A 20,516-nucleotide genomic window follows, 5' to 3' on the forward strand; every position below is an offset into this window, starting at 1 on the left:
GGTATCTCCTGTCAGTCTCACAACGTTTCCGCCCGGCAGGCGCCGGGCGGAAACGTTCGTTCATGAAACCGCGTTGTCAGCGCGCGATCGCCGCCTGACTCGGCGCCGGTTCGGATCGACGCCGACGGCGCTGCAAGGCGACAACCAACCCGAACAACACCAGCGCCGGGATCCACATCAGTTCCTTGGGCATCTGGTCGGCGGGAATCCGCACCGCAACGATCTGCTGATCGAAATCGAAACCCAGCTCTTCCGCTTCGCTGCCGAAATCGGTCATGTCGACCAGTACCTTGCCGTCTTCCTGCATCAGATGCAGGCCGAGACTGGAGAGCCGCTCGCTACCGGTGTCGCCCTCGGTCGCCGGCACCTGGACCACGAAGCTGGTCGGCGCACCGTAGGCATCGAGGCCATCGACACGCACCATCAGATGATCGTCGGGGCCGATCTCGCCCAATGCCTGTTCGAACTGGGTCGGCGGCACATCTTCGTAGGGCGCGTCGACCATGTCCATCCAGAATCCCGGGCGGAACAGCGTGAAGGCCACCAGCAGCAGCAGGACGCTTTCGTACCAGCGGTTTCGGACCAGCATGAAGCCCTGGGTGGCAGCGGCGAATATCAGCATCGCCACCGTCGCCACGACGAAGATGATGACGCCGTGCACCCAGTCGACGTTGATCAGCAGCAGGTCGGTATTGAAGATGAACAAAAACGGCAGTGCCGCGGTCCGCAGGCTGTAGTAGAACGCCTGAAAGCCGGTACGGATCGGATCGGCGCCGGAGATCGCCGCCGCCGCGAACGAGGCCAGCCCCACCGGTGGCGTCACGTCGGCCATGATGCCGAAATAGAACACGAACAGATGCACCGCGATCAACGGCACGATCAATCCATTCTGCTCGCCGAGCTGGACGATCACCGGCGCGAGCAGCGCGGAAACCACGATATAGTTGGCGGTGGTCGGCAGCCCCATGCCGAGGATCAGACTAAGGATGCCGGTCAGCAACAGCATCAACAGCAGATTGCCCATCGACAGCACTTCGACCAGATCCGCCAGAACCAATCCGACACCGGTCTGTGCCACGGCGCCGACGATGATTCCCGCCGTCGCCGTGGCGATGCCGATGCCGATCATGTTGCGTGCGCCGTCGACCAGACCTTCCCACAGATCCACGCCACCGCGCCTGATGTCCATGGCAAGATCGCTCTTGCCGCGGAACAGCGCATCGATCGGCCGCTGGGTCACGATGATGAAGATCATGAATGCGGTGGCCCAGAAGGCGGAGAGCCCCGGCGACAACCGTTCGACCATCAGGCACCAGACCAGCACGATCACCGGCAGGAGATAATGCAGCCCGACCAACACGGTCGGCTTGGTACGCGGCAGCTGGGTGATTTCCTGCGTCGGGTCGTCCACTTCCAGTTCGGGATAGTTGGAGCCGAGCTTCAACAGCGCGACGTAGATTGCCGCGACACCCACGCCGATGACCCAGGGCGCGGCGCCGCCCAGGGCGGGCTTGAGCCAGCCGATGCCGTAATAGACGGCGAAGGCCAATGCCATGATGCCGACCAGGCCGGTCAGGAAACCGATGATCTTGTTCAGCCAGGGGCGCTGCGGATTGCCGCTGGGCAATCCCCGCATGCCGGCCTTCATCGCCTCCAGATGGACGATGTAAAGCAGCGCGATATAGGAGATCACCGCCGGCACGAAAGCGTGCTTGATCACTTCGATATAGGGAATGCCGACGTACTCGACCATCAGGAAGGCGGCGGCGCCCATGACGGGCGGCATGATCTGGCCATTGACCGAGGAGGAGACCTCCACCGCACCGGCCTTGGTGGCGCTGAAGCCGACCCGCTTCATCATCGGAATGGTGAAGGTACCGGTGGTCACGGTATTGGCGATCGACGAGCCGGAGATCAGCCCCGTCAGCCCGGAGGAAACGACGGCGGCCTTGGCCGGGCCACCGCGATAGTGGCCCAGCAACGAGAACGCCACCTTGATGAAATAGTTACCGGCGCCGGCCTTGTCGAGCAGTGCGCCGAACAGCACGAACAGAAACACGAAGCTGGTCGAGACGCCGAGCGCAATGCCGAACACGCCCTGCGTGGTCAGCCACTGGTGATTGACCAGCCCGGAAAAACTCACGCCACGGTGGGCCAGAATGCCGGGCATGTAAGGACCAGCCAGTGAATAGATCAGGAAAACCAGGGCAATGATCGTCAGTGGCGGGCCGAGGGAACGCCGGCACGCCTCGAGCAGCAGCACGAGGCCGATGACGCCGACGATGACATCCTGCAGGATCGGCGCGCCCGGGCGGCTTGCGAGCTGGGCGTAGAAGAAATAGAGATAGGAAGCGCAGAACGCAGCCACGATCGCCATCAGCCAATCCTGGATCGGCATGCGGTCGCGCGGTGAGCGTTTGAAAGCCGGGTAGGCCATGAAAGCCAGGAACACGGCAAACGATAAATGGATGGAGCGCGCCTCGGTAGCGCTGAAGACCCCGAAGCCGAAGATGAACGGCAGCGGCGAGGCGATCCATAGCTGGAACAGCGACCAAAGCGCCGCCACGCCCAGCAGAATGCGATTGGAAAATCCTGTCAGCTTGCGGCCACCGGTATCGGCGGCGGCCAGCTCGTCCAGCGTGGCCTGATCGGGGCCGGAAGTCTTGTTGTCCGTCATGAGCAGATCCTGACTTGACAGCCGGTCGGCGGAAGTCAGCCTGAAAGGCGTCGCTTCGCGGTCATGGCCGGGTATGAGGCATACCTCGGGTCGATCCAAATGCGCGGCGGCTGCGTGCAGCCACCGCGCTCACGTTTCGGCGGATTCTCTGAGAACCGCCGAACCGCTCCAGGACGTTTAGGGAAACGCTGAATAAATCGGCGAGCAGGAGCACCGCGCAACGACGCGATTCGCCTGCGCAGACATTTATGCAGTGTTTCCTTAGAGCCAGCCCTGCTCCTTGTAGTAGCGCTTGGCCCCTTCATGCAGCGGCGCGGACAGGCCATCGCTGATCATCTCTTCCGGCTTCAGGTTGGCGAAGGCCGGATGCAGACGCTTGAAGCGGTCGAAGTTGTCGAACACCGCCTTGACGGTCTGATAGACGACTTCGTCATCGACATCGGCGGAAGTCACGAAGGTCGCCTTGACCCCGAAGGTCTCGACGTCGTCCGGGTTACCCTCGTACATGCCGCCCGGAATGGTGGACATGCTGTAGTACGGATACTTCTCGACCAGCCCTTTGACGGCCTCGTCGTTCAGCGGCACCAGGTTGGCGTCGACGGTGGTGGTCGCTTCCTGGATTGCGCCGTTGGGGTGACCGACGACGTAAGTGATTGCATCGAGGTTGTTGTCGGAGAGCGCCGAGGCCATCTCGGCGGCGCCCAGCTCGGAAGCCAGCGAGAACACGCTGGTATCCCAGCCCTCCGCGTCCATCAGCACTTCCATGGTGGCGCGGTTGCCGGAGCCGGGGTTGCCGATATTGACGCGCTTGCCTTTCAGGTCCTGCACGGAATGGATGTTGGCGTCCTTGCGCGCCAGGAGCGTCAACGGCTCGCCATGCAGCGAGAACACCGAGCGCAGGTTCTCCATCGGCTGATCGAACGGCGCTTCACCGTTGTAGGCGTTGTATTGCGTATCGGACTGGGCCACGCCCATGTTCAGTTCGCCGGACTTGATGCCGTTGATGTTGGCGACGGAACCACCGGTGGACGGCGCGTTGCAGCGAATGCCGGTCTCTTCGGCACTCCGGTTGACCATGCGGCAGACGGACTGGCCAACCACGTAGTAAACCCCGGTCTGCCCCCCGGTACCGATGGTGATGTACTGCTGATCCTGAGCCATTGCCGGTGTCGACAGCGAGGCGGCCCCCATCAGGGCGGTGGACAGTACGGCGGCGGTCAATGCATGGCGTTTCATGCGCATACCTCATTTTCCATTTATTGTGTCGGTCGGCGTCGCGACCCCTTGAAGACGGGCGGCTGGCGTGCGTCAGGTTTATGATTTCAAGCCGCGCCCGTAAACCTCTCTCGTGCAACATAGCTTATCCTGACGGCGCGCCATCATATAGCGAGATGAACAGCGGCAAAACCGGATGGCATCGCTCGAATGCCATGCGCGGATCTCGATCTAACCTTTCGGTCAGCCCCGAGCCACCGCCATCAAGCCGATTGCGGTCGTCGCTGCCGGTGTGGCGCTCCGCATGGCCACCATTATTGGAATGGCTTATGCAAGACATGAATGTCAATCGGGCTCGAGCCAGGGCGACAGATCCAGCCGGTCGCCAACCGTCAGTTCACGCTTCTCGAAGTAACCGGCGTTGGTTTCCAGCGCCGCACGGAACGGAGCGCCGGCGGGATAGACGGGGCAATCCCGTGAGGACGCCGAGCGGCACGGCGACATCGTCTTCAGCGAGCGGATAATGCCGTCGCTGTCGACGAAGGCGATGTCCAGCGGGATCCGCGTGCGGTACATCCAGTAGGCGCTGCTACCCGGCTGTTCGCTATCGTACAGGAACAGCATGCCGGCATTCTCCGCCAGCGTCTCGCGTTCCATCAAGCCGCGAGAGCGCTGCTGCGGTGTCGCGGCCACCTCCACCTGGAGCCTGTACTGCTGCTCGCCATTGCCAAGGGTGAGTGTCTCGCGCGCTAGCGACTCAGCCCAAACGGCCGTCGTTCCCAGCAGCGCAACCAGCAAGGCTGTCCAACCAGCCGTCCCCCAGCCAATCCCCTTCTTCGATGGCATGTTTCCCTCCGCAACGCCCTCGCCCCTTCAACCGCCTCGACGATGGCGGCTCCAATAATGTCTACCGATCCGCAAGATCCACAGCACCACCAGAAGCGCCAGCAACCATTGGGAAAGCGGCCCGATGATTCCCTGCAGCGCGCGGAAGTTCTCCCCCAGCTGATAGCCGGCCACGGCCAGAAAAGCGCTCCACCCCGCGCTGCCCAGTGTCGTCAGTACCAGGAAGCGGCCAAGCGGCATGGCATAGAGACCCGCCGGCAGCGAGATCAGCGAGCGCACGCCGGGCACCAATCGCCCAAACAGAACGATCCAGCCACCGTAGCGTTGGAAAATGCGTTCGGCGCGTTCGAGGTCCTGCCACGACAGCGCCAGCCAATGGCCGTGACGCTCGACGAAATCCGTCAGGCGCTCGTGCCCGAACCAGCGCGCCAGAGCATAGAAAGGCAGTGCACCGAGAACCGACCCGATCGTACTTGCCACGAGTATGCCGAACAGCGACAGCCGGTCCTGGCTCGACAGATAACCGGCCAGCGGCATGATCAGTTCGGAAGGAATCGGCGGGAACAGATTCTCCGCGAACATCAGCAAGACCAGGCCGAAATAACCCAACGTGTCGATTGCCTGCTGAATCAGCGGATACAAGTGGCGACTCCTTGGCCGTTGCGTTGACGGTTGTCTGTGTGAGATATGCCACAGCCTTTCTGGCACCGAATGAAGCATACTAGATCGAGCCTTGGCAGGGACCAAGCTGCGCTTGCCGCTTGACGCCCTCGTTTGCGGCATTGAAAGTCGTCCCTTGTCGTCGGCAAACCACATACCTCAATGCCACGGGAACCAACGCGTGCCCCTCAAGGACTTACTGATCGGCCTGGGCATCATTGCCATCTGGGCTTTCAATATCATCGTGATCAAGCTCGGCGTTGCCGAACTGCCACCGCTGCTGGTCACGCTACTACGCTTCATCCTGGTGGCTGTGCTGATCGTGCCGTTCACGCGTATCTCGCGTCATCAGCTACGCTGGATTCTGCTGCTCGCGGTCACCTTCGGCGGACTGCACTTTCCGCTGCTGTTTCTCGGCCTGCAGCAGGCGGAAGCGGGCACCGGCGCGCTGCTGGTGCAGATGGGCACCCCGTTCGCGACGCTGCTGGCGGCGATCTTTCTCAAGGAGAAACTCGGCTCGCGCCGGATCGTCGGCCTGGTCCTCGCCTTCGGCGGTGTCGTCGTGCTGGCGGGAGGTCCGTCGCTGCCGCCGCCGGCCGCGACCGCACTGTTACTGGCCAGCGCCTTCTTCTGGGCGGTTTCGACCATGATCATCAAGCTGGCGCCGCCGATCGCACCGTTCACCATGACCGGCTGGATATCGCTGTTCGCCATTCCGCTGGTGGGGTTGGGCAGCGCGCTGTTCGAGTCGGGACAATGGCAGGCCATTCACAACGCCGGCTGGGCCGGTTGGGGAGCCATCGTCTACACCGCGGTCATGTCATCGATCGCGGCCTACGGGCTGTGGTATCGGCTGCTGCAGAAGCACCCCGTCAGCCGCGTGGTCCCGCTGACGCTACTGATGCCGGTGTTCGCGGTGATCCTCGGCGTCTGGCTGCTCGACGACCCGCTGGGCATCAACAAGCTCGCCGGCGGGGCCATGGTCGTCGCCGGGCTGGGCGTGATCAATATCCGTTTCCGTCGCATCCATGTCACGAGGCCATCTCCATGAACCCAACAGCTAATGTCGTTGCCGCCCACATCGAAGAAATGACACCGGCCGATCATGCCGACTTCGTTGCCATGATGAGGCGCACCCCCGGTGTAGTCGTGCGCAATGCCGACGGTTTCGAGGCCACCGAGCGCTACCTGGCGCGCAATCCCGGCATGAGCTTCGTCGCCCGAATGCCGGGTCACGCGGGCATCGTCGGTTGCGCCATGGCCGGTCACGATGGCCGCCGGGGCTATCTGCAGCATGTGATGGTGGAGCCGGACTGCCGGGGTTTGGGGTTGGCGCGTGCGCTGATCGACCGTTGCCTGGCGGCACTGCTGGCGGCCGGCATCGAGAAGGTGCATCTCGATACGCTGACGGACAACCACGAGGCGCACCGCTTCTGGACTCACCTGGGCTGGTCGAATCGCAACGCCGAAATCGTCAGGTTCTCGCGGGTGCTGGTCGACGATGACAATGCATAGGCTTTCTCCGGTCACAGCGACCGCGGGCCACCATCGATACCGAACGGTATGGCAGCCGAGCGAACCACGCCTGCAGTAACCGACGCCCGCCCCGCCGGTGGCAATCGGCATTGGCCGGTGATCGTGCTGATCCTGCTGGCCGGAACGATGATCGTCGCGGCCCTGGCGGGCCTATGGCTGGTTTCCCATAAAGAACGCGACTACGCCTCACCCGGGCAGCACATCGAGGTATGGCAGAGCTACAACCTGCGCCTGCAGCTCGAGAGCCTGATCGACATCGCCAGAGCAGTCGATGACAGCCACGCACGGGCGGCGGAACTCAAGCTGCGTCTCGGCGTCATGCGCACGGCGCTGAGTCCGCTGCTACACACCCATGCCTTCGATTTCCTGGACCCGCCCCGTCGTGCGGCGGTGCGAGCGACCCTGGAACGTCTGGCGCAGCACAGCGACAGTTGGTTGCAAGCGCTCGAACGGCGGGACCGGGCGAGCGCGCATCGGATCGCCGGCGAAGTGCTCTCTTCACTGCCCCAGGAGCGCCAGGCGGTCCACGACGTCATCGCCGCCGCCAATGTCGCCGTCGCCACTCAGCTCGACCACGAGCGCCGGTCCCTGCAGCGCACCTTTCATTGGCTGACAGCCACGTTGATCATCCTGGCCGTCGGTTGCCTGCTGCTGGCCCTGGAAATCTTCATCACGCAGCGCCGTACGCGCCGACTCGCCATCGAACTACAGCAGCTCAATGCCTCGCTGGAACGCCGCGTGCTGGAGCGAACGCGCCTGCTTCACGAGCGCGAAACGCTGCTCCGGACGATTCTCGAATCGACCCCCAGCGACGTGACGCTGCTCAGTGCCGATCAGCGTCGGGTCTTCTACGTCAGCGACAACCTGCTGATGCAGAGCGGAATCGACCGCGCCGAATCCTTCAGGCTGGAGGCCCTTTTCGTCGACGCCGACGATTACGCGCACTTCCTCGAGCGGCTCGAACGCAACGAGGCCATCCATCAGATGGAAACCCAGTTGTGCCCACACGCCCCCTACTGGGCGCTGCTGACCGCCAGGCCGCTGCAGGTTCACGCTCAGTCCGCCTGGCTGATCTGGTGTCTCGACATCACCCGGCACCATCGCATGCAGGAAAGGCTCGAGCAGTTGGCGGCTACCGATGCGCTGACCGGCCTCAACAATCGCCGCGCGCTCCTGCGCGCCACGGTGTATCACCTGCGGCGGCGGCGCAGTGCGCCGCTGAGCGTGCTGTTGATAGACATCGACCATTTCAAGCGAATCAACGATCAGCACGGCCACCCGGTCGGCGACGAAGCGTTACGTTCGATTGCTCGGCGGCTGCAGGCGCTGCTACGCGAGGAGACGCTGATCGGACGCGTCGGCGGGGAGGAGTTCGCCGTGGTGCTGCCGGACACCCCCATCGAAGATGCCGTTACCGTTGCCGAACGTCTGCGCGGCGCCATTGCCGAAACGCCGCTCGAAATCGACGCCACGCTGTCGCTGTCGGTGACGCTGAGCATCGGCCTGACCCGCTGGCTCGAGGGCGACACGCTCAAGCGCATGATGCGCCGCGCCGACCGCGGGCTCTATCGCGCCAAGGCCGAGGGCCGTAACCGCGTGGTCCTCGCCGACGAGGAGTGACGGCTCAGTTCGCCCTCGCACCGGCCGAACGAATGTTGGTCAGGATCGGGCTCCCGGTTGCCGGGTCCTGGATCAAGGTGCACTCCACACCGTAGAGCTCGCGGACCAGTTCCGCCGTCACCACTTCGCTCGGCTTGCCGGCGGCGACGATCCTGCCTTCCAGCATCGCCACCAGGTAGTCGGCGAAGCGACAGGCACTGACCAGGTCGTGGACGACCATCGCCAGCGTCTTGCCCGATGCCGCCAGCTCGCGGATGAGCTCGAAGACTTCGAGCTGGTGGCCGAGATCGAGGGCCGAGGTCGGCTCGTCGAGCAGCAACAGCGGTGTCTGCTGAGCGATCGCCATGGCGATCCAGGCACGCTGACGCTGGCCGCCCGACATCGCTTCCAGCGGCCGATCGGCGAGCGCGTGCAGATCGGCTGCCGTCAGCGCTTCCTCGACCACCCGCCGATCCTCGGCCGACCACTGCCGCAGCAGCCCTTGATGCGGCTGGCGCCCGAAGCGGATCAACTCAGCCACCGTCAGGCCTTCCGGTGCCTGTGTATCCTGCGGCAGCAGCGCTAGCCGTCGGGCCACCTCCCGCGCCGGCAGGCGCTGGATGTCGCGACCGTCGAGCAGCACCGCGCCGGCATCCGGCGCGTGCAAGCGCGCCAGGCTGGCGAGCAGGGTCGACTTGCCACAACCGTTGGGGCCGACGATGGCCGTCACCTGGCCGGCGGGCAATTGCAAGTCGAGCGCATCGATTACGCTGCGTCGCGCATTGCCTCGTCCATAGCTCAGGGAGAGCTGGCGGGTGACCAGCGGCGGTGCCATATCGGCAGGCGAGTTCATGATTGAAACCTCGGTGCAGGACGTAGCAGTATCCACAACAAAAAAGGCGCCCCGACGATCGCGGTGACAATACCGACGGGCACCTCGATCGGTGCCAGCAGCAGCCGTCCCACCAGATCCGCGGCGACCATGACCACCGCCCCGGCGAGCGCCGAGGCGATCAACGGTACGCCCCTGTGCGAGGAGAGCTGTCGTGCGATCTCCGGCCCGATCAGCCCCACCAGTCCGACGGGGCCGGCCACCGCAACCGCGAGTGCCGCCAGCGCCACCGACAACGCCAGCGCCACGTAGCGGCAAGCACGCACACGATGGCCGAGGCCCTGGGCCACGGCGTCGGAGAAGCGCAGTATGCGCATCGCGCGGGCCAGATAGCACGCCACGACGATGCCGGGCGCCAGGCCGCAAAGCAGCCATGTCAGGGCGACGTCATCGCGGGCGTTGAGGCTGCCGACGGTCCACGGGTAGGCGGAATTGGCGGCATCGATGGCGACGCGGGACATCAGCAGCTGAGTCAATGCGCCGAAGACCGCGCCGACGCCGATGCCGGCCACGATGAAACGGTAGCCGCGGGTGCCGACGTCGCTGGCCAGGGCGAACGTGATCGCCGTCGCCGTGGCGGCCCCCGCGAGCGCCATCGGCGGTGGCGAAAGGCTGACCCCGACGCCGACCACCGAGGCGACCGCGAAGGCCGTGGCGCCGTTGTCGATCCCCACGATGCCGGGTGTGGCCAGCCGGTTGCGAGCCAGTGTCTGCATCAGGCAACCGGAGAGCGCGAACGCGGCACCGGTCGCCACACCGGCGACCAGCCGTGCCAGGCGTAGCTCCCGGACGACGAATACGTTCATTGGCGCGCCATGACCGAACAGTCCCGCCAATGCCTCGCGCGGGCTCAGCGCCAGACTGCCCAGACACAGCGACAGCAGCGATATCGCCAGCAGCACGACCAGCAATCCAAGGCTGGCGAAGCATGCGCGGCGATCGATCAACACGGCGTAATCGCGCCCGGCAAGCGTCCAGCCAAGACGCCAGGTGCCGGTTGGCGGTGGCACGGATGTATGACGGCGATTCATCAGATTGACGGGCGGAGTCAGCGTACGGGTTCTCATCGGGCGTTACAGCGCAGGCAAGCGGTGAGCGCGGACGACCGCGATCAGCACCGGCGCCCCGACCAGGGCCGTGACCACGCCCAGCGGCATCTCGGAAGGCGCGACCAGCAACCGTGCCAGAATATCGGCACACAGTATCATGATCGGACCCAGCGGCAGCGCCAGCCACAGCGCACGACGAATGTCGGGACCGGCCAGCGCCCGCGCGACGAACGGCACCACCAGCCCGACGAAAGCGATCGGCCCGGCGACGGCGGTGGCCGCCCCCACCAGCATCGCCACCGCGACGATGCACAGTAGCCGAATCCAGCGTGGATGATGCCCCAATCCGACGGCGACCCGCTCGCCAAGGGCGAGCGCCGCCAGCGGTCGTGCAATGACGACGACCAGGACGCCGGCGAACGACAGACTCGGCAGAATAGCGCGAAGATCCTCGAGCCGGCGCCCGGCCAGACTGCCGATCACCCAGAAGCGGATCTCGTCGGCGCTGCGCTGATCGACCAACAGAATCACGGAAGTCAGCGCCCCCATCAGTCCCGACAGCACCGCCCCAGCGAGCACCAGCCTCACCGGGTCGCTACCGACACCGTTGACCCGCGCCATCGCCAGCACGAACAGACAACCGCAAAGCGCTCCGAGCTGCGCCACCGAGACCCGAAGCGTGGCCGCGCTGGCCCCCAGCACCAGCGCGATCGCCACCGCCAACGCGCTACCCGCGCTGACGCCGAGAAGCCCCGGTTCCGCCAGCGGGTTGCGCGCCACCGCCTGAATCAGCGAGCCGGCCACGCCCAGCGCCATGCCGACCGCCACGCCGACCAGCGTACGCGGCAGGCGCAGCGACTCGACGACGAAACGTGCATCATCGCTACCGCCGCCGGTCAGCACCGACCAGGCGGCGACCGGACCGACGTCGCCGGCACCAAAGAGCAAACTCATCAGGCTGACCAGCCCCAGGCCGGTCAGCAGGATGAGCATCAACTTGACGAGCGACAGTCGTTCACGGGAAGACAGACGTTCACGGCAAGACACGCGTTCATGGGAAATCGGTTCGGTCACACTTTACTCACGGCATCTGTGGCTCACTCAGGAAATGCTGAATAAATCGGCGAGCAGGATGAAGCGCAAGGCGCACGGAGCGCAGGAACCGGAGCCTATGGGTATAGGTGAGGATTCCGAGCACCGCGCAACGCAGCGATTCGCCTGCGCAGACATTTATGCAGCGTTTCCTTACTGAGGAAGAATCCCCTCGATATCATCAAGAATCCGCTCCGCCGCGATGGGCCCCGAGGCACTGGTCCAGAGCTGACCATCCACCGTCACCACATGATTCTGCCGAACCACGTTCAGGCGTTCGAACGCCGGCGACTGGCGCGCGGATTCGAGCGCCGCCTCGCCGTCTGCGTTCAGTGTCGCCAGGAACAGCCAATCGCTATCGATACTCGACAGGTTCTCCAGGCTCAGCGAATCGCTGTGCGGGCGCCCGGCCTTGACCACGCCGCCATCCTGCACGTCGAAACCGCAGGCGGCGAGCAACCCGGTCGAGAACAGTTCCGTCGACATCACCAGCGGGCCGTTCGCCATCCACCGCGCCAGGGTGGCAGTAGTTTCGCCATCGGGCTGGCGTTGTGCAAGCGATTGAGAACGATTTTCAACCGCTTCGATAGCATCGTTGACCGCGTCCTCGCGCCCCAGCGCTTCAGCGAACAGCCGCGCCTCGTCCTTCCAGGACTCCGGGGTAAAACCCTCGCTCTTGGGTACGATCGTCGGCGCGATCTGCGACAGCAGCTCGTACTGCGCCTCGGGCAGACGCGACGAGGCCAGGATCAGATCCGGCTTCTGCGCGACGACGGCCTCGATGTTGGTTTCCCGCGCCGTGCCGACGATGGCGATATCGCCCACCTTATCGCCGAGGTAGCTGGCGACGCCTTCTCCGCCTCGGGTCGCCACGGCGCCCAGCGGCGTCACGCCCGCCGCCAGGGCGGCGTCCAGGGCGCCTTCGTACAGGGTCACCACGCGTTCGGGCTGGCCATCGATTTCGATCTCGCCGTAGGCGGTGTCGAGGGTGCGGGCCTCGGCCGGCAAAGTGATCATACCCAGAATCAGGGTGGCAAACGCTGCAGTCGTCCATCGACGACTGGTTGCTAACAGGGACATGGAATTTTCTCTCGCTCTAACGGGACTGATCAAACCGGCATGTCCGTCATCATTTGTGGTGCATGCCGATGCCTGCCATCGGACGCCCACGGCGTCAGAATTCTATCGTGATGCCGGCGTTGTAGCGCCGTCCGTCCAACACCTTCTCCCAGGTGTCGTAATCCACGTTCTTGTCGAAGACGTTGTAGACACCACCGAACACAGTCGCACGTTCGCTCAGCCGATACGCCACGCCGGCATCGACGAAGGTATAGGACGGCAGTTCTTCCGTCATGCTGACACGGCTCAGGCCTTCCGTGGTGCGGCCTCGATAGTTGACCCGCGTCCAGGCCGAAAGCGGCCCTTCAGGCTGCCAGTCGAGCGTGGCGTTGGCCATATGCTTGGGCAGCCGGTTGAGTGGCTCGCCCTTGAATTCGCCACTCTTCTGTTCGGAGTCGGTGTAGGTGTAATTGGCGGTCAACGAGTAGCCCCTGGCCAGCGGCAGGGTCAGCGTCGCCTCCACCCCTTGCATGGTCACCTTGTCGACGTTGAAGCGCTGGCTGATGAAACGATATTCCGTGCCATTGAAGGTACAGCTGGCGTCGCCCGCGTCGATGTCGCATACCCTCTCTTCGGTGATCTTGTCGTCGAATTCGGTATAGAACAGCGTCAGGCCGGCCTGGGTGCCGCGCTGGTTGTCCCATATCACGCCCAGTTCATGGTTGAAACTCTTTTCCGGCTTCAGATCGGGGTTGCCGAGGATGACGGCCGGCACGGCGGCACCGCCGCCCCCCGTTATCTGGCCCCACCCCGGCGACGATTGGCGCAGGTCCGGCGCCCGGTATCCACTGGTCACGCCACCCTTGACAGTCCACTCCGGTGCCACATTCCATACCCCGTACAGGCGCGGGGACCAGTGATCGCCGTAGTTCTCGTCCTTGTTGAGACGTGCACCGCCAGTGAGCGAAAAGTCGTCGGTGAGCATCCACTCATCTTCCAGGAACAAGGCCCACTGCCACCGCGTCAACTCATCCAGATCGCCAGCCTGGTTGCCTCCGTCCGTCAGCTTCTGATCCTGGTATTGACCTCCAACGGTCAAAATGTGCATGCCCAGCGGGATAACGGTTTGGTTGTTGAACACCGTACTGTCGTATTCCATGTCGCGAGAGGGATTGTCGACCTCTTCACGCTGCACGTAACTCTCGGTAGTACCGAATCCCCAGCGTCCATTGTGAGTCACGGCATAATGGCGACGGGTATAGTCCTGTTCGGAACGCTGGTTTGGCCCCCTCTGACCCACTGCAGCAACGGACTCTCCCGGAGTGGAGACTCGCTTCTGTTTACTGACTCCCGCCTCGAAGTCGAAATCCTGATCGGCCGTGGGTGTCCAGCCCAACTTGGCGGTACCACTTCTCATGTTCTGGTCGTTGTAGCCGTTCTCGATATGGTCCTCGTCGCGCTGCGAATACTGGCCGTATACCTGCAGGCCCAGCACGTCGTCCTTGAGTGGCCCACCGACGTAGAAGCGAGTCTGATCGATGTCGCCGGAGTCGGAGTCTTCCTGGATGGTGGTATCGGCGGTCACGCTGCCTCCCCACGTCTTGGCGACCTTGCGGGTGATGATATTGATCACGCCACCCAACGCATCGGAGCCGTACAGTGACGACATCGGACCTCGAATCACCTCGATTCGCTCGATCGCCGACAGCGGCGGCAACCAGCCTTGTTCGATTCCCGGGCCATCGCTGTTGGGACGGGTCTCGCGCGAGCCCTGCCGCTTGCCATCGACCAGGATCAGCGTGTATTTGCCCGCCATGCCACGCATGCTGATGTCCTGGGACGAGCCGCCACCGGTGACGACCACGCCCGGTACCTCCTGCAAGGCATCGGTCACGTCGCGGTAGAACTTGTTCTCGAGCTGTTCCCGGGTGATCACGCTGATCGAAGCCGGAGCCAGGGTCCCCCGTTGCTCATATCCCGAAGCGGTCACGACCATCGGCGCAAGCGAGTCGCCCTCTTGCGCTGCGGCCACGACGACATGCCCCGTGGCAACGGCGATGGCAACGGCCGACAGGCGGTGGGCGGTCTTTCTCGTTTTCATCGATTTCCCTTGTCTGTTCCCTGGATTTGGTCTCGGCGCTGAAGCGCTGCTGATTATTAACGCGAATCTTTATCATTTAGATTCTTCCATAGATTTACGTTAAAGTGCTGCGACGATTCGTTGCAAAATCCGCAACGGCAGAGGAAGGACGGCGCAATGGCGACATCGGGGTTCGATCATGAGGCACTGACGACTTTCGTCGAGGTGATGCAGACCGGTAGCCTGACCCTCAGCGCGCGTCGCCTTGGCGTGGCGAAGTCGACACTGAGTCGGCGCATTGCCCATCTGGAGACCCGGTTGGGCCAGCCGTTGCTGCGGCGACAGGCCAATCGATTGCTACCCACCGAAGCCGGAGCCCTGTTCCTGGAGTACGCGCGCGAGATGTTGCATCTCTCCGAACGGACTCAACTCGCTCTGGACGACCTGCGCGCCGAGGTGCATGGCGAGTTGGTGATCAAGGTTCATTCCGCCTTGGCAAGAGGCTGGATGGCCCGACAGGCGGAGCAGTTTCTAAAGCGACACCCCAGGGCTCGGATCGAGTTGCGCCTGCTGCAGGCACCGCCGGCCACGCCCGATGCCGGTGCGGTCCATCTCTGGGTCGGGGACGCACCGGACTGCGGGTTGCGGCAAGAGACGCTGGGCTGGTTGGGCCGGGGAATCTACGCGCACCCCAGCTATCTCCGACGCCATGGTACGCCGCAGCACCCGCGGGACCTGGAACGCCACGCCTGGCTGGACCTGCTTGGCGACGTCGATCGTGGTATCGTGTTATCCCATCACGAACATGGCGACTATCCACTGGCACCGACCGGCTCACGCCTGAAGGTCGATCAGCCCGTGTTGCATGCCGATGCCATCGTCCGAGGGCAAGGTCTGGGGCTGATGCCGCACTGGATGGCGAGCAAGCGCCTACTCCACCATCCCGGCACGCTGACACCCTGCCTCGGCGACTGGCAAGCCTCGGCGCTACCGGTGGTGTTGCTGTATCCTTACGGTCGCCTCCCGCGCAAGGTGGGAGCCCTGTTGGAGCATTTGCGTCAAGGCGTTCCGGATGCCTGGCGAGAAAATTCCGGTTAGGGACTGTTGACACTAACGCCTGGGGAAATTCTGGTTTGCGCCATGTTTTGATGCCATCGATTGGAAGGCAATCGTGAACCGACCCGGCGAAAAATAGGCCCAAGCTCGCTTTTTCACACAAGAACGGCCTACGGCCCGACAGGCTGCTAGACTTAACAGGAAAATGAGATGCATCAGGCCACGGCCCAAGGCCATTTCAATAGCATGCTAATATCGTATCCTGATCGAACCATGGGATTGCCAACGGGGAAGGTATGGGTCTACAGGAAATCGCCGTTGGCGGAATCTTTCTCAGTCCGCTGCTGCTCTATGCCATTCTCGGCTTCATCGCGACTTTCGTGACCCGTATGTTGCTGCACTGGCTCGTCGGTCAGCGGGCGCTGTGGTACGAGGCTTGGTTCGATATTTCCCTGTTCGTACTCTTCACTGCCGGCGCCACCTTCCTGTTTTCCGTTTTACTCGAGAGTTCTTGATGCGCAATTCGCTACGTATCCTCATGACCCTCGTTGTCGTCGCGGTCGCCGTGGCTGCCGGCTTATGGCTGTGGAACTACTATCTCTATACGCCCTGGACCCGTGACGCCCGCGTGCGCGCCGAGATCGTCACCATCGCCCCGGACGTTTCCGGCTGGGTACGCTCGCTCAACGTCGGCGACACCGATGTCGTCAAGCAGGGCGATATCTTGTTCGAGATCGATCCCTCTCGCTATCGGGCGGCACTGGACAAGGCGAAAGCGACCGTCGATAACCGCGCGGCCACGCTCAAACTGCGCCAGCACGAAGCCGCGCGGCGCAACCAGCTCAGCAATAACGCGATCAGCCGCGAGGATCGCGAAATCGCCCAGATCAACAGCCAGATCGCCGCCGCCGACCTGGCGCAGGCCAAGGCCGATCTGGAAAGCGCTCAACTCGATCTCGATCGCACCCAGGTCGTCGCGCCGATCAGCGGCCACGTACTCAATCTTCAACTGGCCGCTGGCAACTACGTTACCCGTGGCTCACCGGTGATGGCATTGGTGCAATCGAACTCCTACTACGTCATGGGATACTTCGAGGAGACCAAGATGTCCTCCATCGACGTCGGCGATCCGGCGGAGGTCATTCTGATGAGCGGCAACACCCATTTGCGTGGCCATGTCGCTGGCATCGGCCGGGGGATCGCCGATACCAATACCAATCTCAACAACCAGTTGCTGCCTCAAGTCCAGCCGACCTTCAACTGGGTCCGCCTGGCCCAGCGCATTCCGGTCCGGGTCACGCTGGACGAGGTGCCGGATGGCACGCTGCTCAGCGCCGGCATGACGGCCACGATCAAGGTCCAGGCGCCGGATGACGACCATCCTGCCGCGCAGCCTTCAACGCCGATCAGCACGACGACACCGACGGACGTACCAGCGGACCGACGGCCGACCAAACAGTCGCAACTGCCCAACGCCATGCCGGCCGGGAACACCGCCGACGGCTCCCGGTAAGCGCCATGCCACCGCTCGTCCAGACCTACCTGTTGCCCAACGCCACGGCGGTCAAGTTCGCCATCAAGACCACGGTGGCGATGATGATCGCGCTCTACCTGGCGCTCTGGTTCGACCTCGATCGCCCCTACTGGGCACTGATCTCCGCCGCCTTCCTGCAGATTCGGCCGATGAGCGGCATGGTGATCGAAAAGGGCCTCTGTCAGATTAGCGGTACGCTGATCGGAGCCTTGGTTGGCATCGCCATCATGGCGCTCTTCGCCCAGGCACGGGTGCCGGCGCTGATCACACTGACCGGCTGGATCATGCTGTGCACGTACGTCGCCTCCCTGTGGCGCAACAATTACACCTACGGTTGCCTGATGGCGGCAGTCACGGCAATGCTGATCGTGGTGATCTCCAACGGCAGCACGCCGGGGGGAATCTTCGACATCGCAGTAGCACGACTATCGGAACTGGGACTCGGTGCCATTTGCGCCACGTTGGTGAGTTCGCTGCTATGGCCGTCCCACGTGGGTCAGCACCTTGCCACGCAAGCCGACAACGTCATCAATCAAGCCTTCGAGCATGCCGCGCTGCGACTAGAGGCCAGTGACGACATCCCGGCCATGCAGAAGGCACTCCGGGGCAGTCTGGGACCATTGACGATGCTCGAAAGCGACAGCCAGGCCGCCCGCTTCGAAGGGCCGGAAGGTCCGGGACGCGTACGCGCGACGCACGTACTGACTCGAAGTACGTTGCGTTTCCTCGCCAATCTGCAGGCGATGCACCAACTGATGCACGACCACGCCGACAAGCTCGCTCCACGCACTCTCGAAATCTCTCGACAGGTCGCTCAGGGATTTCGCGATGCGGAACACGTCAAGGGCGTTCCCAAGGCACGCCAGGAGCTTCAGAACCTGCGCCATCTCGTCCACGAAAGCGACGAGGCGGAAATAGCGCCTCTGGACCGCCGGATACGATTGGGCCTGCGTGAATCGATCGGACACGCCATGGTGATGCTCGATGCCCGCGAAGCCATCGCCGCCCCCGGCACCTACAAGCTTCGCTCGGCCTCGCTGGCGTGGCACCGCGACCATCTCGCCGCCGGTATCAATGCCATTCGTTCGGGACTCGTCTTCGGGGCATTGGCGACGTTCTGGATTCTGACCGCCTGGAACAGCGCCATGGTCGCGATGCTGCTGGGCACCCTGTTTTCGTCGTTCTTCGCCAGTCAGGACAATCCGGTGGCGATCACCATGATGTTCTACAAGGGGATGCTTGCGGCGATTCCCAGCGCTTTTCTATTCGGCCATGTGCTGCTGTCGCAAGCCGACGGTTTCCCGATGCTGGCAATGTTGTTCGGTACGCCGCTTTTCCTGGGCCTGATGGGCGCGACCAACCCGGCGACCCTGGGCTATTGCTTGTCGTTCGCCATCTTCAACATTCTGCTGACCATGCCCGGCAACGGCATGGATTTCTCTTTCGACAGTTTCGCCAACCGCGCGATCTCGGTGGTGATCGGGCTGAGTTGCGTGGTGATGGGGTTTCGGCTGCTACCGGGACTCGGCACGAGCCTGCGACGACGGCGGCTGATCAACGCCATCTCGAAGGACATCCAGCAGTTGCGGCGGCGTTCCATCCGCGATGCGGAGACCCGCTTCAGCGGGCACATGGCAGATCGTATGCTCCAACTGGCACGGCACGACGACATGTTGCCTCAAGATCAGCGGTATCTGTTCATTCTGGGGCTGACAGGCTTGGATCTCGGTACCGCGACGTTGCGCCTGCGCGACCGCCTCGACAACGCGCCACACCCGCTGGTCCGTCGCGCGCATCGCCAGTTGCTGCGGGCACTGGCCAACGGCTTCGAAGAGGCCGCCAATGGCCGCCAGCCACGGGGCATTCGCGAGGCCGGCAGGCGGTTGGAAGAAGCCATCATCGCCCACGGCGACATTCCCGCCGATCACCGTGTGCTGCTGGAGGGCTTGATCGAGCGCCTCGAACTGGCGCTGGAGCGACTCGGCCGGATCATGGCCGAACGCCCGCACCTCAAAGCGAATCCGACACCGGCGCCGGCCAGCTGATCGGCACTCAGATGCCGAACCGTGGCCAGGTATCGGCAATACGGTAACCGCCGGGCCACGGGTCGCGGGGATCAAGCGTGTGCTGGTGCGTGCCGGTGACGAAGGCGCGGCCGCGAATCAGCGGCGTGACGGCGGCGCGCTCGCCCACCGTCGTGGCGCCATCCAGGCGGCAGTAGAACCGCGAATCGATGATCGACTCGCCAATGAAGGTCTCGCCGAGCTTGAGCTTGCCCTGGGCATGCAGCAGCGCCATCCGCGCCGAACAGCCGGTGCCGGTGGGCGAACGGTCGAGCTTGCCCGGCTGGATCGCCACCGTGTTGCGACCCAGCCAGGCATCGCCCTCGCGCACCACTGGCGCGGCGATCTGGCAGAACGAGACATGGCGCCAGTCGGGGTTGGAGGGATGACGAAAACCGACCTGCTCGTTGACCGCGTTGGTGATGCGGATACCGGTCTCGACCAGTTCCCGCGCTTCGTCCGGGGCCAGCCGGAAGCCGAGATCCTCGGCGTCGACGATCACGAAACTGTCGCCGCCGAAGGCGGTATCGACGCGCAGCGTACCGATGCCGGCGACTTCGACCTGATGATCGCGGCGGTCGACGAAGGCCGGCAGATTGCGCACCGTGACGTCCAGCACGCGACCGTTCTCGCACCGCGCCACGGCCTCGATCACGCCGCCGGGCGCCTCCAGCACCAGCCGGGTCTCCGGCTCCTGCATCGGCAAGATTCCGGTCTCCAGCAGTACCGTCGCCACGCACAGGCTGTTGGAGCCGGACATCGGCGGCGTGTCCTCCGGCTCCATGATGATCCAGCCCATCTGCGCCCGCGGATCCTTGGGCGGCACCAGCAGATTGACGTGGCGAAACACGCCGCCGCGCGGCTCGTTGAGCATGAAGTTTCGCAGCGTCTCGTCATTGGCGATCCAGCGCGACTGCGCCCACAGCGTTTCGCCCGGTGGCGGCGCGACACCGCCGACGATGACGTCGCCGACCTCTCCTTCCGCGTGGCAACTGACACTGTGAATGACCCGGCTCGTCTGCATCGATCAATTCTCCGTTAGGGAAATGCTGAATAAATCGGCGAACAGGATGAAGCGCAAGGCGCACGGAGCGCGGCGACCGGAGCCTATGGGGTATAGGTGAGGATTGCGAGCACCGCGCAACGCAGCGATTCGCC

At 63.7% G+C, this 20,516-nt stretch carries 17 protein-coding genes; 7 read left to right on the forward strand and 10 right to left on the reverse strand.

What is annotated here, in order from left to right:
* Window positions 1–76: 76 nt before the first annotated feature.
* The 4 genes from DOM57_RS10405 to DOM57_RS10420 form a co-directional block, all read right to left on the reverse strand.
* On the reverse strand, window positions 77–2,677 hold the full coding sequence (locus DOM57_RS10405; RefSeq protein WP_110649127.1) for a TRAP transporter permease: 2,601 nt from the start codon (window positions 2,675–2,677) through the stop codon (window positions 77–79).
* A gap of 261 nt (window positions 2,678–2,938) precedes the next feature.
* Window positions 2,939–3,913, reverse strand: coding sequence for a TAXI family TRAP transporter solute-binding subunit (locus tag DOM57_RS10410; RefSeq protein ID WP_110649149.1), 975 nt, complete (start codon window positions 3,911–3,913; stop codon window positions 2,939–2,941).
* Between the two features lie 324 nt (window positions 3,914–4,237).
* Window positions 4,238–4,738: a DUF192 domain-containing protein gene (locus DOM57_RS10415; RefSeq protein ID WP_110649128.1), complete on the reverse strand. Its 501-nt coding sequence runs from the start codon at window positions 4,736–4,738 to the stop codon at window positions 4,238–4,240.
* A 27-nt stretch (window positions 4,739–4,765) separates the two neighbouring features.
* Window positions 4,766–5,380: a DedA family protein gene (locus tag DOM57_RS10420; protein ID WP_204352923.1), complete on the reverse strand. Its 615-nt coding sequence runs from the start codon at window positions 5,378–5,380 to the stop codon at window positions 4,766–4,768.
* A gap of 199 nt (window positions 5,381–5,579) precedes the next feature.
* On the opposite strand from DOM57_RS10420, the gene DOM57_RS10425 reads away from it, so the two are divergent.
* Genes DOM57_RS10425 through DOM57_RS10435 form a run of 3 tightly spaced genes read left to right on the forward strand, consistent with a single transcriptional unit; the run spans window position 5,580 to window position 8,554 of the window.
* Window positions 5,580–6,449, forward strand: coding sequence for a DMT family transporter (locus DOM57_RS10425; protein WP_110649130.1), 870 nt, complete (start codon window positions 5,580–5,582; stop codon window positions 6,447–6,449).
* A complete protein-coding gene (locus DOM57_RS10430) occupies window positions 6,446–6,913 on the forward strand; it encodes a GNAT family N-acetyltransferase (RefSeq protein ID WP_204352924.1) in 468 nt (155 codons plus the stop codon). The genes DOM57_RS10425 and DOM57_RS10430 overlap by 4 nt, the downstream gene beginning before the upstream one ends.
* Window positions 6,914–6,961: 48 nt before the next feature.
* A complete protein-coding gene (locus tag DOM57_RS10435; RefSeq protein ID WP_110649132.1) occupies window positions 6,962–8,554 on the forward strand; it encodes a GGDEF domain-containing protein in 1,593 nt (530 codons plus the stop codon).
* Between the two features lie 4 nt (window positions 8,555–8,558).
* Here DOM57_RS10435 and DOM57_RS10440 read toward each other — a convergent pair whose 3' ends face one another.
* From DOM57_RS10440 to DOM57_RS10460, 5 genes are all read right to left on the reverse strand, one after another.
* On the reverse strand, window positions 8,559–9,386 hold the full coding sequence (locus DOM57_RS10440) for an ABC transporter ATP-binding protein (RefSeq protein WP_110649133.1): 828 nt from the start codon (window positions 9,384–9,386) through the stop codon (window positions 8,559–8,561).
* Window positions 9,383–10,492 carry a FecCD family ABC transporter permease gene (locus DOM57_RS10445; protein ID WP_204352925.1) on the reverse strand — a complete coding sequence of 370 codons (1,110 nt, stop codon included), beginning with the start codon at window positions 10,490–10,492 and terminating at the stop codon, window positions 9,383–9,385. Before DOM57_RS10445 ends, DOM57_RS10440 begins: the two co-directional genes overlap by 4 nt.
* A gap of 6 nt (window positions 10,493–10,498) precedes the next feature.
* Complete coding sequence (locus tag DOM57_RS10450; RefSeq protein ID WP_110649150.1) at window positions 10,499–11,467, reverse strand: FecCD family ABC transporter permease; 969 nt, start codon at window positions 11,465–11,467, stop codon at window positions 10,499–10,501.
* Window positions 11,468–11,719: 252 nt separating this feature from the next.
* The gene (locus DOM57_RS10455) at window positions 11,720–12,646 is read right to left on the reverse strand and encodes an ABC transporter substrate-binding protein (protein WP_110649135.1); all 927 of its coding nucleotides are present in this window, start codon (window positions 12,644–12,646) and stop codon (window positions 11,720–11,722) included.
* 94 nt (window positions 12,647–12,740) lie between these two features.
* Entirely contained in the window at window positions 12,741–14,726 is a 1,986-nt protein-coding gene (locus DOM57_RS10460; protein WP_110649136.1) for a ligand-gated channel protein, read from the reverse strand.
* A gap of 156 nt (window positions 14,727–14,882) precedes the next feature.
* Between DOM57_RS10460 and DOM57_RS10465 the strand changes: the two genes are divergently transcribed.
* From DOM57_RS10465 to DOM57_RS10480, 4 genes are all read left to right on the forward strand, one after another.
* Window positions 14,883–15,803 (forward strand): LysR family transcriptional regulator, encoded by a 921-nt coding sequence (locus DOM57_RS10465; RefSeq protein ID WP_110649137.1) that lies wholly within the window; start codon window positions 14,883–14,885, stop codon window positions 15,801–15,803.
* 254 nt (window positions 15,804–16,057) lie between these two features.
* Entirely contained in the window at window positions 16,058–16,276 is a 219-nt protein-coding gene (locus DOM57_RS10470) for a DUF1656 domain-containing protein (RefSeq protein ID WP_110649138.1), read from the forward strand.
* On the forward strand, window positions 16,276–17,274 hold the full coding sequence (locus DOM57_RS10475) for an efflux RND transporter periplasmic adaptor subunit (RefSeq protein WP_110649139.1): 999 nt from the start codon (window positions 16,276–16,278) through the stop codon (window positions 17,272–17,274). Before DOM57_RS10470 ends, DOM57_RS10475 begins: the two co-directional genes overlap by 1 nt.
* 5 nt (window positions 17,275–17,279) lie before the next feature.
* Window positions 17,280–19,340 (forward strand): FUSC family protein, encoded by a 2,061-nt coding sequence (locus DOM57_RS10480; protein WP_110649140.1) that lies wholly within the window; start codon window positions 17,280–17,282, stop codon window positions 19,338–19,340.
* 7 nt (window positions 19,341–19,347) lie between these two features.
* Here the strand turns inward: DOM57_RS10480 and DOM57_RS10485 are convergent, their stop codons facing one another.
* Window positions 19,348–20,382, reverse strand: coding sequence for a trans-3-hydroxy-L-proline dehydratase (locus DOM57_RS10485; RefSeq protein ID WP_110649141.1), 1,035 nt, complete (start codon window positions 20,380–20,382; stop codon window positions 19,348–19,350).
* Between the last annotated feature and the right edge of the window lie 134 nt (window positions 20,383–20,516).

This window comes from Salinicola peritrichatus (assembly GCF_003206715.1).
In the GTDB taxonomy this organism is placed as follows: Bacteria; Pseudomonadota; Gammaproteobacteria; order Pseudomonadales; family Halomonadaceae; genus Salinicola; species Salinicola peritrichatus.

Excerpts from the sequence above, each read along its gene's own strand:
- DOM57_RS10405 (WP_110649127.1), bottom strand. The coding sequence starts at position 2,677 with ATGACGGACAACAAGACTTCCGGCCCCGATCAGGCCACGCTGGACGAG.
- DOM57_RS10410 (WP_110649149.1), bottom strand. The coding sequence starts at position 3,913 with ATGAAACGCCATGCATTGACCGCCGCCGTACTGTCCACCGCCCTGATG.
- DOM57_RS10415 (WP_110649128.1), bottom strand. The coding sequence starts at position 4,738 with ATGCCATCGAAGAAGGGGATTGGCTGGGGGACGGCTGGTTGGACAGCC.
- DOM57_RS10430 (WP_204352924.1), top strand. The coding sequence starts at position 6,446 with ATGAACCCAACAGCTAATGTCGTTGCCGCCCACATCGAAGAAATGACA.
- DOM57_RS10435 (WP_110649132.1), top strand. The coding sequence starts at position 6,962 with ATGGCAGCCGAGCGAACCACGCCTGCAGTAACCGACGCCCGCCCCGCC.
- DOM57_RS10440 (WP_110649133.1), bottom strand. The coding sequence starts at position 9,386 with ATGAACTCGCCTGCCGATATGGCACCGCCGCTGGTCACCCGCCAGCTC.
- DOM57_RS10445 (WP_204352925.1), bottom strand. The coding sequence starts at position 10,492 with ATGAGAACCCGTACGCTGACTCCGCCCGTCAATCTGATGAATCGCCGT.
- DOM57_RS10450 (WP_110649150.1), bottom strand. The coding sequence starts at position 11,467 with ATGCTCATCCTGCTGACCGGCCTGGGGCTGGTCAGCCTGATGAGTTTG.
- DOM57_RS10455 (WP_110649135.1), bottom strand. The coding sequence starts at position 12,646 with ATGTCCCTGTTAGCAACCAGTCGTCGATGGACGACTGCAGCGTTTGCC.
- DOM57_RS10460 (WP_110649136.1), bottom strand. The coding sequence starts at position 14,726 with ATGAAAACGAGAAAGACCGCCCACCGCCTGTCGGCCGTTGCCATCGCC.
- DOM57_RS10465 (WP_110649137.1), top strand. The coding sequence starts at position 14,883 with ATGGCGACATCGGGGTTCGATCATGAGGCACTGACGACTTTCGTCGAG.
- DOM57_RS10470 (WP_110649138.1), top strand. The coding sequence starts at position 16,058 with ATGGGTCTACAGGAAATCGCCGTTGGCGGAATCTTTCTCAGTCCGCTG.
- DOM57_RS10475 (WP_110649139.1), top strand. The coding sequence starts at position 16,276 with ATGCGCAATTCGCTACGTATCCTCATGACCCTCGTTGTCGTCGCGGTC.
- DOM57_RS10480 (WP_110649140.1), top strand. The coding sequence starts at position 17,280 with ATGCCACCGCTCGTCCAGACCTACCTGTTGCCCAACGCCACGGCGGTC.
- DOM57_RS10485 (WP_110649141.1), bottom strand. The coding sequence starts at position 20,382 with ATGCAGACGAGCCGGGTCATTCACAGTGTCAGTTGCCACGCGGAAGGA.